The sequence below is a fragment of the Flavobacterium aquicola genome, assembly GCF_003385115.1.
Classification (GTDB): domain Bacteria; phylum Bacteroidota; class Bacteroidia; order Flavobacteriales; family Flavobacteriaceae; genus Flavobacterium; species Flavobacterium aquicola.
Genome location: NZ_QUNI01000004.1, coordinates 105773 through 118372 on the forward strand (window position 1 = coordinate 105773; position 12600 = coordinate 118372).

Genomic DNA, 12600 nt, shown 5'->3' on the forward strand with positions numbered 1-12600 from the left:
TAAGTTCTTGCTTCAAAGATAGTAAATATCTACTTTTGACCGAACAAAAATGTAAAATTATATATGGAAACAAATAAAAAAATTTTAATCATACATACTCATCAGGTGTATGAAGGAATATCTGAAGGAAAGCTTAATAAAACATTAGCGCTCCAAGCCAAAACATTTTTCGAAAAAAAAGGTTATGAAGTTTTGGAAACTATGATTACTGACGGTTATAATCCCGAGCAGGAAATAGAAAAACATGTGCAAGCTGATTTGGTCATTATTCAAACTCCAGTAAATTGGTTCAATGCTCCTTGGATGTATAAAAAATATGTGGATGAAGTATTTATGATGTGTTTAATGACGCAGAAAATAGTTTCTAATGACGGAAGATCTACAGAAGATTCTTCAAAACAATATGGAACTGGAGGTTTGTCGCAAGGTAAAAAAGTTATGATTTCCGCAACTTGGAATGCTAACAAAGAAGCATTTAACGATACCACTCAATATTTGTTTGCAGGAAAATCTGCAGATGATGCTTTATTCAATATTACTTTGAATTATAAATTTTCGGGATATGGCTTATTACCCAACTTTCATTGTTATGATGTTTGGAAAAACCCACAATTGGATTTATATAAAACTGAATATGCACTGCATTTAGAAAAAACATTTCAAAATATGTAGATATTCTTATAAAATGCACCTATGCAAATAGTAAAATAAAACTGCATTGGTTATGCAGCCAATATTGAGTTAAATTAAATTTTTAATAATATTAGAAAAACTGTCAGCTAAAGCATAGCACCTCAAATCGAGGTGCTTTCTATTTTGAGGTGAATACTGAAGCATGAGCGGAAAAGGAAATTGTTTTGACAACGCTGTGACTGAGAGTTTCTTCAAAACTTTAAAAGTTGAATTAGTTTACCATAACACATATGCTACAAAAGAAAAAGCAAAAGATTCTATTTCCGGCTATATAGAAAATTTTTATAACAAGCACAGGAGGCATTCCGCTCTTGGCAATTTGACAATAGAAGAATTTAATAATCGACAGCTAATTAAATGATGGAATTGACGTAGTTTCTGCTGCAAAAAATCATCATATCGGATTTTACATATATTTCTCCTGCTTAAGTTTTATGCCAGGATAATGTCTCCATTTTTTACGGAGATAAACATATTAAATCAGCACCTTATAAACTTAAGTTCAAATACGTATTAGGTTTTTTATTTAGAAAAAATGATGAGACTGACCAGTGCAAATTATTAACCAGCACTTTAACAAAACAAAGCTATCATCATAAAAATCTATCAATTACAATTAGGCTTCAATTGGAAACTATATTGAAATTAAAGGTCAATTGAAATTGGTAGCAGGTAGCCAACGATACTGGAATTTGAACCCTACATTGCTTTTTATTAATTTGTAATATTCTTCTACTCCCCAACGTTTTTTTGTAGAATGTAGTAATTTGTCCATACGATAAGTTTAAATCGTAACTATTCAAATATACCCATTACTATATACTGATATTCAATAATTTAATAACACAGTCAATAAATATGTTGAAAATTCGTAATATTTAAAATTATTATTTTTATTTATTCTAAATAAAAATATACATTTGCTGAAATTTTTAAACCCTCAAAAATGAAATCATTGTATATCCTTGTATTTGTAGCCTTTTTTAATTTAAGTCAGGCCCAAAACACCGAAATCAAGGGAAAAATAACACCCGAAAATAATATTGAAAACTTCTATGCCACGGTAACGATAAAGCAAACCGGCGAAAAAACAACCACAGACAACCTAGGAAATTTTGAATTCTATAATTTAAAAGCCGGCAAATACACTCTTTTATTCACATCATTGGGATATGCTCCGCAGACAAAAGAAATAGTATTGCAGGATAACGAAAAAATGAATCTCTCCATCTCAATGGGAGAAAATATTAATGAACTGCAAACTGTAGAAATTACCGGGAGAAAAGAAAAATCATATAAAAACACTAAATCTTTTATCGGAGCAAAAACAGAAATTGCATTAAAGGATTTGCCTCAGGCAGTTTCTTATGCAACCAAAGAATTAATTGCAGACCAGGGCGCCATTCGTGTTGGAGAAGTTGTGAAAAACTTTAGCGGTGTGAGTCAATTTACTTTTTACGATGATATTTCTATCAGGGGGTTTCGTATTAATGGCCAAAGCAATACGCAGCTTCTTAACGGATTACGAACTTCAACCGGATTCTGGAAACAGCCACTGGCCAATTATTTAGAAAGGGTCGAGGTTTTAAAAGGTCCATCATCTGCACTGTTTGGCAATGCTTCTCCGGGTGGGGTTGTAAACAGAGTAACAAAAAAACCGCTCGACAAAGCAGCAAACAGCATTAGTTTTTCTACCGGCAGTTTTAATACACTCAGGGCATTGACTGACTTTACTGGTCCGCTAAACGAAAAGAAAACACTTTTATACCGTCTTAACCTCGGTTATGAAAATGCTAATTCTTTCAGGGATCTGCAATTTGATAAAAACATTGTAATTGCGCCTTCCCTGTCTTTTTTACCAAACGACAAAACACGTGTCAATCTTGATTTGATTTATACCAGCTCTAAAAGCATTTTGGACCGTGGCCAGTCTACTTACGAAAATGATTTATATTCTACGAAAACAAGCCAATCGCTCAATTCAACAAATGATTATTTAAATGAAGAAACGTACATTTTGACAACATCCTTGAATCATCAATTTACAGATAAACTGAGTTTTTCAAGTTCTTATATCAGAACAGGTTACAGTGAAGATTTATTAGAACATCGCGGGGCTAACAAATATGCTGTAGATGGCGACGGAGCAACTATTCCTACCCAAATCGAGATGCAGGTTTTTATGCGAAAAAGAAAACGCTACATTGACAACATATCCAGTTTTCTGAATTACAAAGCAGAAACCGGAACCCTTACCCATAATTTAATTTTAGGTTTTGATTACGCACAGGAGCAGGTTCCTGCCGGAGGATCCCAGCTACAGGCAAGAGGATACAGAAATGCCACCAACACCGGAGCTATCGCAACCTACAATCCAAATAATAAAAATGCTTATTTATTAGATTCAAAAGGAAATCCAGTTCCCAATGTCGCACATTTTGATTTGGCAAACCCTTCTTCATCCCAACAATTGAAGGATATAAGCAAATATTTTTATACCACAGTACCATTCGAGCAGTCCTACTATTCTACTTACGGCGTATATGTGCAGGATCATATAAAATGGGGGGAATTGCAGGCTTTAATTGGTTTTCGCTATGATGAATATATCGACCGAACGAATTATAATAAACCAACCGAAGAAAAAGTCAAGCAGCACTCTCTTCTTCCCCGTATCGGACTTACGTACACTATAAGCCCTAACATTAATCTTTACAGCACCTATGTAACGGGATACAACCCGCAAACAGCATCTGTTATTGCAAATCCAAATGCAGGAGGTCCTTTTGATCCTTTAGAAAATGACATGATCGAAGCAGGCGGGAAATCATCTTGGTTTAATGACAAATTATTTGTTACCCTGGCACTTTATAAAATTGAACAGAAAAACACATTATATACTGCCAACGATGCAGGCAATCCTGATTTAATGAGAGCCATAGGAAAAGAAGAGTCCAAAGGTATCGAAGTTGACATTACAGGTAACATTTTACCTCAGTGGAGTATTTCGGTTGCCTATTCCTACAATGAATCCCATATTACCGACAGTCCTGTAGCCGAAGAAATTGGCCGACAAAAGCCAAACACACCAGCCAATCAGGGTAATATCTGGACGAGATATAATTTTACAAACGGAACCCTGAAAGATTTTGGAATTGCCTTTGGGGCAAACTATGTTACCACAAGGACAATGAGCCAGACCAATACACAAACCTTACCGGGTTACGCGGTTATGAATGCAGCTTTATACTACACTATTGATAAATTCAAACTTCAGTTAAATGCCAACAATCTTGCCAATAAAACATACTGGGTTGGAGGCTATGATTACATACGGCTATTCCCTGGAGCGCCAAGAAATTGGATGTTGACACTTGGATATTCATTTTAATTTATCCCAAAAAAAGATTTTTATGTCTAAAAGAGTAAAAAAAATAATTTCTCAAATTCACTTATGGCTCGGACTTGCATCCGGGCTTATTGTGTTTATTGTGGCTCTCACGGGAAGCATATTAGTTTTTGAAGAAGAAATTGAGGAAATTCTGCATCCAGAATTCTATACAGTTACAAGTATTGCCAAAGAAAAAAAAGCTATCGACTACAGCATTGAAATATTAGAAAAAAAATATTCCATAAAAACAATCAATAGAATATACACCTATAATGACCCTAAACGAACATCCCTTGTAATGGCTAAAGATAGCAATGATGAAACACAAATTTTTGCCATTAACCCATATACTGGGAAAATAATAGATAAGGTAACTATGAAAAGTCGCTTTTTTTCTATTGTCAACAATTTGCATCGAAACTTATTAATGGGAGAAACGGGAAAGTTAATTACTGGTTACTCATGCCTGATATTTGTTGTTTTATTAATTAGCGGTTTGTTTCTTTGGTGGCCAAAAAAAATTAAAACCCTTAAACAACGATTAATTATCAAATGGAAAGCTTCATTTAAAAGAGTGAATTGGGATTTTCACTCAACTTTAGGATTCTATAGTTTTCTTTTCCTTTTGATAATTTCACTAACAGGTTTGACATGGTCATTCAAATGGTTTGAAAATACTATTTACTATTTTTCAGACGGCACCTCAAAAAAAACAAGTGTAACTGTAGAAAATCCTACAAAAACAGAACCTAAACTAAAAAACACCGTTTTTTATCAGACTATTTTAGATGTAACGAACCGTGTTTATCCCTTCAAAGGAGATATTCAAATTCGAATGCCAAAAGACACCATTAACAGTATTTTTGTAACCAAGGAAAATTTAGAAAAAAACATCCCTAATCAATCATCTATTGCATATTTTGACAAATACACTGCAGAAATTTTTCAAATAAAACCATACGAATCTTTTACTCTTGGCGACAAAATAAGACGAATTATTTTTCCTCTGCATACGGGTAGTATTTTGGTCTACCCAACGAAAATAATTGCTTTTTTAGTTTGTCTCATAGCTGCGACAGCTCCAATAACAGGTTTTTTAATTTGGATAGGGCGAAAAAAGAAAAAAAATCATTTTTAAATTAATTATGGTCTTATGTTTAATCCGTTTGCAAAAAAAAGACTATAATTCGAAAGATTAAAAGAAACAATACTTTCTAAATTTACATCTATGAAAAAGATGGTATAATAATTGCAAAAATTGAAAACTACATTTTTATATGTGAAAACATATAAAAATATCATATAAAGCAAAATTATATCTATTTGCATATAATTTAATATATTTATTTAAAATCAATGCAAAAACATATAATCATGAACACACTGGCTAATTTTGTAAAGGAGAAAAGAAACGAGGTAAAACTCACACAGGAGGCCTTTGCCGAACGCGCAGGAGTGGCGCTGACTGTTATCCGAAAAATAGAGCAAGGTAAAGAAAACCTGAACCTTGAAAAGGTAAACCAAGTGCTCAAAATGTTCGGACATACGCTGGCTCCTGTAAATGCAAGAGAATTATCCAAAAATGAAGAATAATAAGCATGAGAAAAGCGGCGATATATTATAAAGAATTCCAAGCCGGAACACTCACCGAAACGGATGAGGGTGATTATGTCTTCCAATATGAGGAAAAGTATGTTCAGGAGCATTCTAAAGAAAGTATCTCGCTGACTATGCCTGTCACTGCCAAAGCCTATACTGAAAAACGATTGTTTCCTTTTTTTGAGGGCTTAATACCCGAAGGATGGTTATTGGACATAGCCTCCAAAAACTGGAAAATCAATCCAAACGACCGGATGGGATTATTGCTGGCCTGCTGCCAAAACTGCATCGGAGCCGTAAGTGTTCAACCAATACCAAATGACAATGAGTAAAAAGTGTCTATATTGCTATAAATCTATGGACGATGCAATTGCTGATGACTTCCACGAACAATGCAGTCTGGAATTTTTTGGAACCAAACAGCAGCCCGTCTTCGAACATTCGTTACAGCAAATGGCAGAACTGGCTAAAAATGTAGTTGAAAGAAGCGTGGCCGTTCCGGGAGTGCAGCCCAAATTATCCTTATCCATCGTAAACGACACCATACAAGACAGCAATAAAGGGAAACTGACGGTTGTGGGTGCCTTGGGAGGAAATTACATTTTCAAACCTCCCTCCGACCACTTTCCCGAAATGCCCGAAAACGAACACCTAACGATGCGTATTGCCGAAGCCTTCGGAATCAATGTGGTAAAGTCAAGTCTGATACGATTACAGTCAGGGGAACTGTCGTATATCACTAAACGCATTGACCGCACAGAATCTGGAGAGAAAATCCACATGCTTGATATGTTCCAAATCACAGAAGCTTTTGATAAATACAAAAGCTCTATGGAAAAGATTGGCAAAGCCTTAGACATGTATTCAGATAACACTTTGCTGGACAAACTGTATTTTCTGGAAATCGGTATTTTTAGTTTTCTGACCGGCAACAACGATATGCATCTAAAAAATTTCTCAATGATCCATTCCGGCGAAACATGGACACTGGCTCCTGCATATGATTTATTAAACCTGGTCATTGTCAACCCTGACGACACGGAAGAACTGGCCTTGACTTTGGAAGGAAAAAAGAAAAAACTCAAATGGGAACATTTCGAAAGACTGGGAATCGGTCTTGGTCTTAACCAAAAACAGTTAAATGGAATTACAAAACGTTTCCAAAAAAACAAAACAATTGCTATCGGATGGATAGACAATTCATTCTTGTCTGATCATTACAAAGAGAAATACAAAACGCTTTTAGAAGAAAGATATCATATACTGTTTAAACAAAAATAAGAAGCAGATTATTATATAATTCCTCTTTTTTACTTATTTTTGTTTAAAAGAATTATAGTTTTCATATTAAGTAACTTAAGTCTTAAAATCCACGTTAAAAGTGTTAAAAAATTAACATTTGAGTTTCAGTGCAAAATCGTGGCACTCTAGTTTTTAAAAATTAAAAATGCAGGAAATATGCGGGTTCCGAGTTTATAGTTCGAATCCTGCTCTCCCCACAAAAAACGTTTCAAGTAATTGAGACGTTTTTTTTTACTCTCATTCTAAAATTTCAATTGTTCTATACTATCTTGATTTGGTAAATTGAAATATCAAAAAAATCGAGGATTTCCAGGTTTAGGTTCGAATATATTAACTTTAGATTGAATTAACCTTGAATAATTTGAGCGCGATGGCTAATCCCCCATTTGGTAAGGTGCTCAATAATAATTTGCAAAGATCTACCGTGTTCCGTAAGCTCATACTCAATAGTAACTGGATGAGTTTCAAGAATTGTTCTTTTTACTAGTTTATTAAGCTCCAAATCTTTTAAGTCTTTGCTAAGTACTTTATTAGATATTCCTTTTACATCATTTAATATATCCGAAAACCTTCTTGTTCTGTAATAACACAAAGAAGATATGATTGCTATTTTCCATTTCCCATTCAGCACATACATAGAGTCCTGAACTGCCCTCATTTCTTTTTCATGATTCTGCCTTAATCCGTTTTCAATACAACCCATTTTTTTTGTTACCTAGAGGTTACCATTACTTTTTGATACTAAGTTACAAAAGTAAACAAAATGCTCTTAATTTTGTTCAACATTCGAATGACATTAAAAGATCTATAAAGCAAACAATTAAATAATTTTAAAATGAAAATAGGAATTATAGGAGCCGGAGCAATTGGTTCTACATTATCAAAAAAACTAAGCGCAAACGGCCACGAAGTAACAGTTGCAAATTCTAAAGGGCCTGAAACTATTCCGGGTGATGTTTTAGTATTCGGCGCAAAAGCTGGAACAGCAAAGGATTCAATTATTGATAAAGATATTTTAATCTTATCCATACCATTTGTTCAAATCAGCAATATTGCTGCTATCTTAAAGGAAAATATTGACAAGAGAACTATCATTATAGATACAGGAAATTATTACCCCGTTCGCGACGGAAATATTGAAGAAATTCTTGAAGGCAAGCCAGAAAGTATCTGGGTTTCAGAAAAGCTTGGAAGGCCGATAGCTAAGGCGTGGAATTCCCTTGCCGCTTCTGTATTAAAAAATAATGGTTATCCTGCGGGCATGCAGGAGCGAGTATCTGTTCCTTTTACAGCAGAAGATGAGAAAACTACAGTCATTATAAAACAGTTGATTGAAGAGACAGGATTTGATCCCTTCTATGCAGGAGATTTGCAAGAATCCTATCGATTTCAACCTGGTCAACCCGCCTATTCTACTTCACTAAATTTACCAGAAATTAAGAAGGCTATAGAAAAAGCTCACAACTCCTTCGATGCTGCTCAGCGCAGGGAAGAATTCATAATAACAATGATGAAACTGGCTTGGCCTTCTGATGATGAATCTATTGTTAAAATCTCACGATTTCTCAATAATTAATAGTGACAAAGAATCTATTATTGGTAACAATACCTCAATCTTTTAGAATAAAATTCATATTAACCAGTCCGGTTTTCTTGGCTGGTTTTTTTGTGATTGTAATCACATTTCAAAACTTTATCATCTAATAGATTTGCAAAAAACATTATATGAAACAAACTATCATTTTACTGCACGGTCTTTTTGGAGGGTTAAGCAACTGGAAAACCGTAACAGATCATTTTCAGGAATATTACAATATCTATGTTCCAACCATGCCACTATATGACGACCATAAAATTGATGAATTAGATTATCTTGTCACCTGGCTGGAAAATTATACTGAAAGCCTGCAGTTAAATAACATAATACTTGTTGGCAACTCACTAGGCGGTCACGTTGCATTCCTGTACACACATCGAAATCTATCAAATGTTAAATCACTGATTCTAACAGGAAGTTCGGGGTTGTATGAAAACAATACATTAGGAAGTTTTCCTAGGCGACACAGCTATTCATATATCCGCGAACATGCTGCAAATACTTTTTATGATCCCGCAATTGCCACAAAAGAACTTGTTGATGAAGTTTTTGAAATTGTGAATGATAATAGAAAATGCTTTAAAATCATCAAAACGGCTAAAAGAGCACAGCGAAATCAAGTTACAAATCTTCTTGCTGAAATAAATATTCCTGTACTTCTTATCTGGGGAAAAGAAGATAGGATAACACCATTACATGTTGCAAAAGATTTTCACAAAATGCTCCCTAATTCTCAGCTGGTAGAAATTTTAAATTGCGGACATGCTCCAATGATGGAACATCCCGTGCAGTTTAATGAAATTCTGGAAGATTTTCTAAATAAAAATAGAACCTTATAATAGGTTGTTTATTGCAGAGAACCTTCCTTATTTTTCAACAAAAGCCTTGCCCTGCTTATTGCCTCACGGCTGACATATAAATACTTGGCAATATTTTTTATGGAGATTTTTCTAATAATTTCAGGCCTTTTTTCCAATAAAAATTTATAACGCTTTAAAGGGCTCTTGAACGAAAGCATGTATTGATGCTCAAATGTCTGCTGGGCAGCCTCTTGATAAATAGCGAGATTTACGTCAGCAATACACATATGAATAGTATATAAAGGCTGTAACTGCTTAATATTCATACTGCAGATTAGAGAATCTTCTAAGGCAGTAATATTGATAGCAGAAGGTTTTTTTTGATAAAAACTTTCACAATTTGCAAGAAAATCGTTTGCCAAGCCAAATTTAATAATTTTCTCATTTCCTTCATCGTCGATAATGGTGTAGGCAAACTGACCCGATATCACAAACGCAGCATATCGGGCAACTTTTCCTGAAGACAGAAAACTATGGCCTTTTTTCACTGTTTTAAACTTTCCGTACTTATCCAGCAAAAGCCATTCTTCATCTGAAACATTAGGATATTTATTCTTTAAAGGCAGATACCATTCTGCTGCGGAATTTTTCATATAATTAATAAAATAGTATTTTTTAGATATAAAAAAAATTAAAATACAAACTGTATTTAAACAAATATAAAAACATACCTAACTTTGCACAAGTACCTACCATTCAGTAAGGTACTTACTAAAAAGTAAAAATTACTGAATATCAATGAAAAAAGAAAAAATAAATTTTCATCCATCAGACGAGAAATGTCCAGTAAAAGCATCTTTAGCTTTACTTGGGGGCAAATGGCCACTGATCATTTTGTATCAGATAAACAATCAGATCATCAGATATGGGGAACTTAAAAGATCAATACCCGGCATTTCAGAAAAAATGCTGATTCAGGAATTAAAAGCATTAGTCAATCATGATCTGGTGAGTAAGAGAGCCTATCCGGAAATTCCTCCAAGAGTAGAATATAGCTTAACTCAAAAAGGGCTTAACACACTTCCAATTGTAGCGCAGTTAGCATTATTTGGCAGGGAAAATCTATTTTAAAGCAAAATAAATGCACATCGTTTTTTGATAAACAAAAAGCTTACAATTCATATATGATAAGTTCTGATTCGAAACTGTATTAAACATAACTCTTTTTCATACATTCTCCATACACTATCTATGCTTTATCTATGCTTTATCTATGCTTTATCTATGCTTGAAATAACTATACAGGTTATTAAATAAACCCCAAATATAGTGCATCAGAGAATTGCATTAGCTGTTCAGCGTTCATTAAAGAGCTGTGATACTCCGCAGTACTTTGGCAATTCAAACAAAGAATTATTTTGGCAGTACATCGAGTATTTTATTCATTTTTTGCGTTTCTATTTTGTATAACCCCAATGTATTCATATTCCATATTCCAATAGCAACAAGAGAACCTAATAATGTTTTAATTTCGCTGTCTTCGTCCAAATTTTTAATTATGTGTTCTGAAAACCATTCATTCCACAGCTGGCAATATTGTTCGTTGTTCACTAAACATTTATAGATTACCTTCATCAGTCTGCGGTAGCTTTCATCATTGCATTTTTTTAGGGTAATTCTTAGAAGTGCAATAGCCGGATTTGGTAAATCTTCTGAATTTAATTCTTCTTGAACCCAGATTTTGTATTCTTCGAAATTTTCTTTGAAAAGGGTATCAAAAATAGCTTCTTTCGTTGGGAAATGATGGATAATGCCACCTTTACTGAGACCGCATTTTTTTGCAAGAGCATCAAATGATATCTGGCTAAGTTCGTACGTATTTGCCAATTCAATTGCAGTTTCTAAAATTAGTTTTCTGCTTTCAATAGGATCTTTTTTCTTCTTATAATTATTCATAACATTTTATATTATGCAGCGCAGACTGCTTTTGTATTTTAATCGTAAAATTCTATTTACATTATAAAATTAGGTTCTTTTCATCTTCTATCATAAAATATTTTAAAGTTTAAAATAGTAAAGATACCAAACGTTTGGTATCTTTGTAAAACTAAAGTTTCTTTTTAGAAAAAAAACTTTCACTTTCAAATCATTTTATCAATTATATAAAACAAAATAGATTTATGAAAACAATACTTGTTGCTACAGATTTTTCACCAGAGGCCAGTAATGCAACTGCCTATGCTTCTCATTTTGCTGCTGCTACAGGAGCGAAAATCATTTTATTCCATCTCTATCATGTTTCTATACATGCACTAAATGCCCGCGTACAATCTTCTACAATAGATGAATTAAAGGCTGACAGCGTAAAGAAACTCTCTGATTTAGCCAAGAAACTTTCTGCCGATTATAAAATTGAAGTGACACCGATTTTGAAAATGGGAGATTTTGAGAATCAGCTTCAAAAGACAATTGATTCCACTCAAGCTGATATCGTTGTTATGGGAATGCTAAAAGACTCAATAGAACAGGATCTGCTGGGTAATACAACTACAGCAGCTTTGCAAAAACTTAAATTTCCTGTGCTGGCAATTCCTCTTAATGCCAAATATAAAGGGCTGAAAACAATACTTTTTGCATGTGATATTACCCGTGATATACATAAAACTATATTGGAGAAAGTAAAAAATATTGCTGTACAATTAGGCGCGGCTGTAGAAATGTTTCATGTAAGCAACAAGCCTGATGAGCTGGATAACGAGCAAAAAGAATCGAAAGTGACTGAACATTTTGCAGATGGATTAAACGGGACAAGTTATAATTATAAAACTGTTTCATCTACCGCAATAATTAAAGCCATTCACGACGAAATAAACCAAATAAATGCCGATCTATTGATTATGATTCCTCATAAATATGGTTTTTGGGATTCATTAATCCATATCAGTAAAACAAGAATGATGGCTTCCAGAAGTGAAATTCCTCTTTTATCACTTCCTCTTTAAAAGTATCAGCACTGCAATTAATTCAAATTACAAGACAAAAACACACAAACAGCTGTTTGTGTGTTTTTTTATGTCTCGTTCTAATAAATTATCCGGAATCTACAAGAACACTGATTACAAAAATGTATTCTTTACGCAGCGCGAGTGTAATCTTTTCCTATATTCAGTTTCAAAGATCTTCGTCCTCTAGTAAATATAATTAACCATTGATAAGAA

General features: G+C 33.8%; 13 protein-coding genes and 1 pseudogene. 11 read left to right on the forward strand and 3 right to left on the reverse strand.

The window, feature by feature from the left end; genetic code table 11:
- Window positions 1-63 precede the first annotated feature (63 nt).
- The 7 genes and pseudogenes from C8P67_RS08000 (at window position 64) to C8P67_RS08035 (ending at window position 6964) form a co-directional block, all read left to right on the forward strand.
- Window positions 64-672, forward strand: coding sequence for an NAD(P)H-dependent oxidoreductase (locus tag C8P67_RS08000; protein ID WP_115812177.1), 609 nt, complete (start codon window positions 64-66; stop codon window positions 670-672).
- Between the two features lie 160 nt (window positions 673-832).
- Window positions 833-1054, forward strand: a pseudogene (locus C8P67_RS08005) (IS3 family transposase); the annotation flags it as partial.
- 585 nt (window positions 1055-1639) lie between these two features.
- Window positions 1640-4084: a TonB-dependent receptor gene (locus C8P67_RS08010; RefSeq protein WP_115812181.1), complete on the forward strand. Its 2445-nt coding sequence runs from the start codon at window positions 1640-1642 to the stop codon at window positions 4082-4084.
- A 22-nt stretch (window positions 4085-4106) separates the two neighbouring features.
- A complete protein-coding gene (locus C8P67_RS08015) occupies window positions 4107-5222 on the forward strand; it encodes a PepSY-associated TM helix domain-containing protein (protein ID WP_115812183.1) in 1116 nt (371 codons plus the stop codon).
- Window positions 5223-5458: 236 nt separating this feature from the next.
- A complete protein-coding gene (locus tag C8P67_RS08025) occupies window positions 5459-5677 on the forward strand; it encodes a type II toxin-antitoxin system Y4mF family antitoxin (RefSeq protein ID WP_115812756.1) in 219 nt (72 codons plus the stop codon).
- 5 nt (window positions 5678-5682) lie between these two features.
- The gene (locus C8P67_RS08030; protein WP_115812187.1) at window positions 5683-6015 is read left to right on the forward strand and encodes a HipA N-terminal domain-containing protein; all 333 of its coding nucleotides are present in this window, start codon (window positions 5683-5685) and stop codon (window positions 6013-6015) included.
- Window positions 6008-6964 (forward strand): HipA domain-containing protein, encoded by a 957-nt coding sequence (locus C8P67_RS08035; RefSeq protein ID WP_115812758.1) that lies wholly within the window; start codon window positions 6008-6010, stop codon window positions 6962-6964. Before C8P67_RS08030 ends, C8P67_RS08035 begins: the two co-directional genes overlap by 8 nt.
- A gap of 367 nt (window positions 6965-7331) precedes the next feature.
- Here the strand turns inward: C8P67_RS08035 and C8P67_RS08040 are convergent, their stop codons facing one another.
- Window positions 7332-7688, reverse strand: coding sequence for a winged helix-turn-helix transcriptional regulator (locus tag C8P67_RS08040; protein WP_211319897.1), 357 nt, complete (start codon window positions 7686-7688; stop codon window positions 7332-7334).
- 132 nt (window positions 7689-7820) lie between these two features.
- Between C8P67_RS08040 and C8P67_RS08045 the strand changes: the two genes are divergently transcribed.
- Window positions 7821-8561 carry an NADPH-dependent F420 reductase gene (locus tag C8P67_RS08045; protein WP_115812189.1) on the forward strand — a complete coding sequence of 247 codons (741 nt, stop codon included), beginning with the start codon at window positions 7821-7823 and terminating at the stop codon, window positions 8559-8561.
- A 149-nt stretch (window positions 8562-8710) separates the two neighbouring features.
- Entirely contained in the window at window positions 8711-9421 is a 711-nt protein-coding gene (locus C8P67_RS08050; RefSeq protein ID WP_115812191.1) for an alpha/beta fold hydrolase, read from the forward strand.
- A gap of 8 nt (window positions 9422-9429) precedes the next feature.
- Here the strand turns inward: C8P67_RS08050 and C8P67_RS08055 are convergent, their stop codons facing one another.
- Window positions 9430-10035, reverse strand: coding sequence for a Crp/Fnr family transcriptional regulator (locus C8P67_RS08055; protein ID WP_115812193.1), 606 nt, complete (start codon window positions 10033-10035; stop codon window positions 9430-9432).
- 145 nt (window positions 10036-10180) lie between these two features.
- Between C8P67_RS08055 and C8P67_RS08060 the strand changes: the two genes are divergently transcribed.
- Window positions 10181-10513 (forward strand): winged helix-turn-helix transcriptional regulator, encoded by a 333-nt coding sequence (locus tag C8P67_RS08060; protein ID WP_115812195.1) that lies wholly within the window; start codon window positions 10181-10183, stop codon window positions 10511-10513.
- A 282-nt stretch (window positions 10514-10795) separates the two neighbouring features.
- On the opposite strand, the gene C8P67_RS08065 is transcribed toward C8P67_RS08060, so the two are convergent.
- Window positions 10796-11338, reverse strand: coding sequence for a TetR/AcrR family transcriptional regulator (locus C8P67_RS08065; protein WP_115812197.1), 543 nt, complete (start codon window positions 11336-11338; stop codon window positions 10796-10798).
- A 224-nt stretch (window positions 11339-11562) separates the two neighbouring features.
- On the opposite strand from C8P67_RS08065, the gene C8P67_RS08070 reads away from it, so the two are divergent.
- The gene (locus C8P67_RS08070) at window positions 11563-12384 is read left to right on the forward strand and encodes a universal stress protein (RefSeq protein ID WP_115812199.1); all 822 of its coding nucleotides are present in this window, start codon (window positions 11563-11565) and stop codon (window positions 12382-12384) included.
- Window positions 12385-12600 lie beyond the last annotated feature (216 nt).

Excerpts from the sequence above, each read along its gene's own strand:
- C8P67_RS08000 (WP_115812177.1), top strand. The coding sequence starts at position 64 with ATGGAAACAAATAAAAAAATTTTAATCATACATACTCATCAGGTGTAT.
- C8P67_RS08010 (WP_115812181.1), top strand. The coding sequence starts at position 1,640 with ATGAAATCATTGTATATCCTTGTATTTGTAGCCTTTTTTAATTTAAGT.
- C8P67_RS08015 (WP_115812183.1), top strand. The coding sequence starts at position 4,107 with ATGTCTAAAAGAGTAAAAAAAATAATTTCTCAAATTCACTTATGGCTC.
- C8P67_RS08025 (WP_115812756.1), top strand. The coding sequence starts at position 5,459 with ATGAACACACTGGCTAATTTTGTAAAGGAGAAAAGAAACGAGGTAAAA.
- C8P67_RS08030 (WP_115812187.1), top strand. The coding sequence starts at position 5,683 with ATGAGAAAAGCGGCGATATATTATAAAGAATTCCAAGCCGGAACACTC.
- C8P67_RS08035 (WP_115812758.1), top strand. The coding sequence starts at position 6,008 with ATGAGTAAAAAGTGTCTATATTGCTATAAATCTATGGACGATGCAATT.
- C8P67_RS08040 (WP_211319897.1), bottom strand. The coding sequence starts at position 7,688 with ATGGGTTGTATTGAAAACGGATTAAGGCAGAATCATGAAAAAGAAATG.
- C8P67_RS08045 (WP_115812189.1), top strand. The coding sequence starts at position 7,821 with ATGAAAATAGGAATTATAGGAGCCGGAGCAATTGGTTCTACATTATCA.
- C8P67_RS08050 (WP_115812191.1), top strand. The coding sequence starts at position 8,711 with ATGAAACAAACTATCATTTTACTGCACGGTCTTTTTGGAGGGTTAAGC.
- C8P67_RS08055 (WP_115812193.1), bottom strand. The coding sequence starts at position 10,035 with ATGAAAAATTCCGCAGCAGAATGGTATCTGCCTTTAAAGAATAAATAT.
- C8P67_RS08060 (WP_115812195.1), top strand. The coding sequence starts at position 10,181 with ATGAAAAAAGAAAAAATAAATTTTCATCCATCAGACGAGAAATGTCCA.
- C8P67_RS08065 (WP_115812197.1), bottom strand. The coding sequence starts at position 11,338 with ATGAATAATTATAAGAAGAAAAAAGATCCTATTGAAAGCAGAAAACTA.
- C8P67_RS08070 (WP_115812199.1), top strand. The coding sequence starts at position 11,563 with ATGAAAACAATACTTGTTGCTACAGATTTTTCACCAGAGGCCAGTAAT.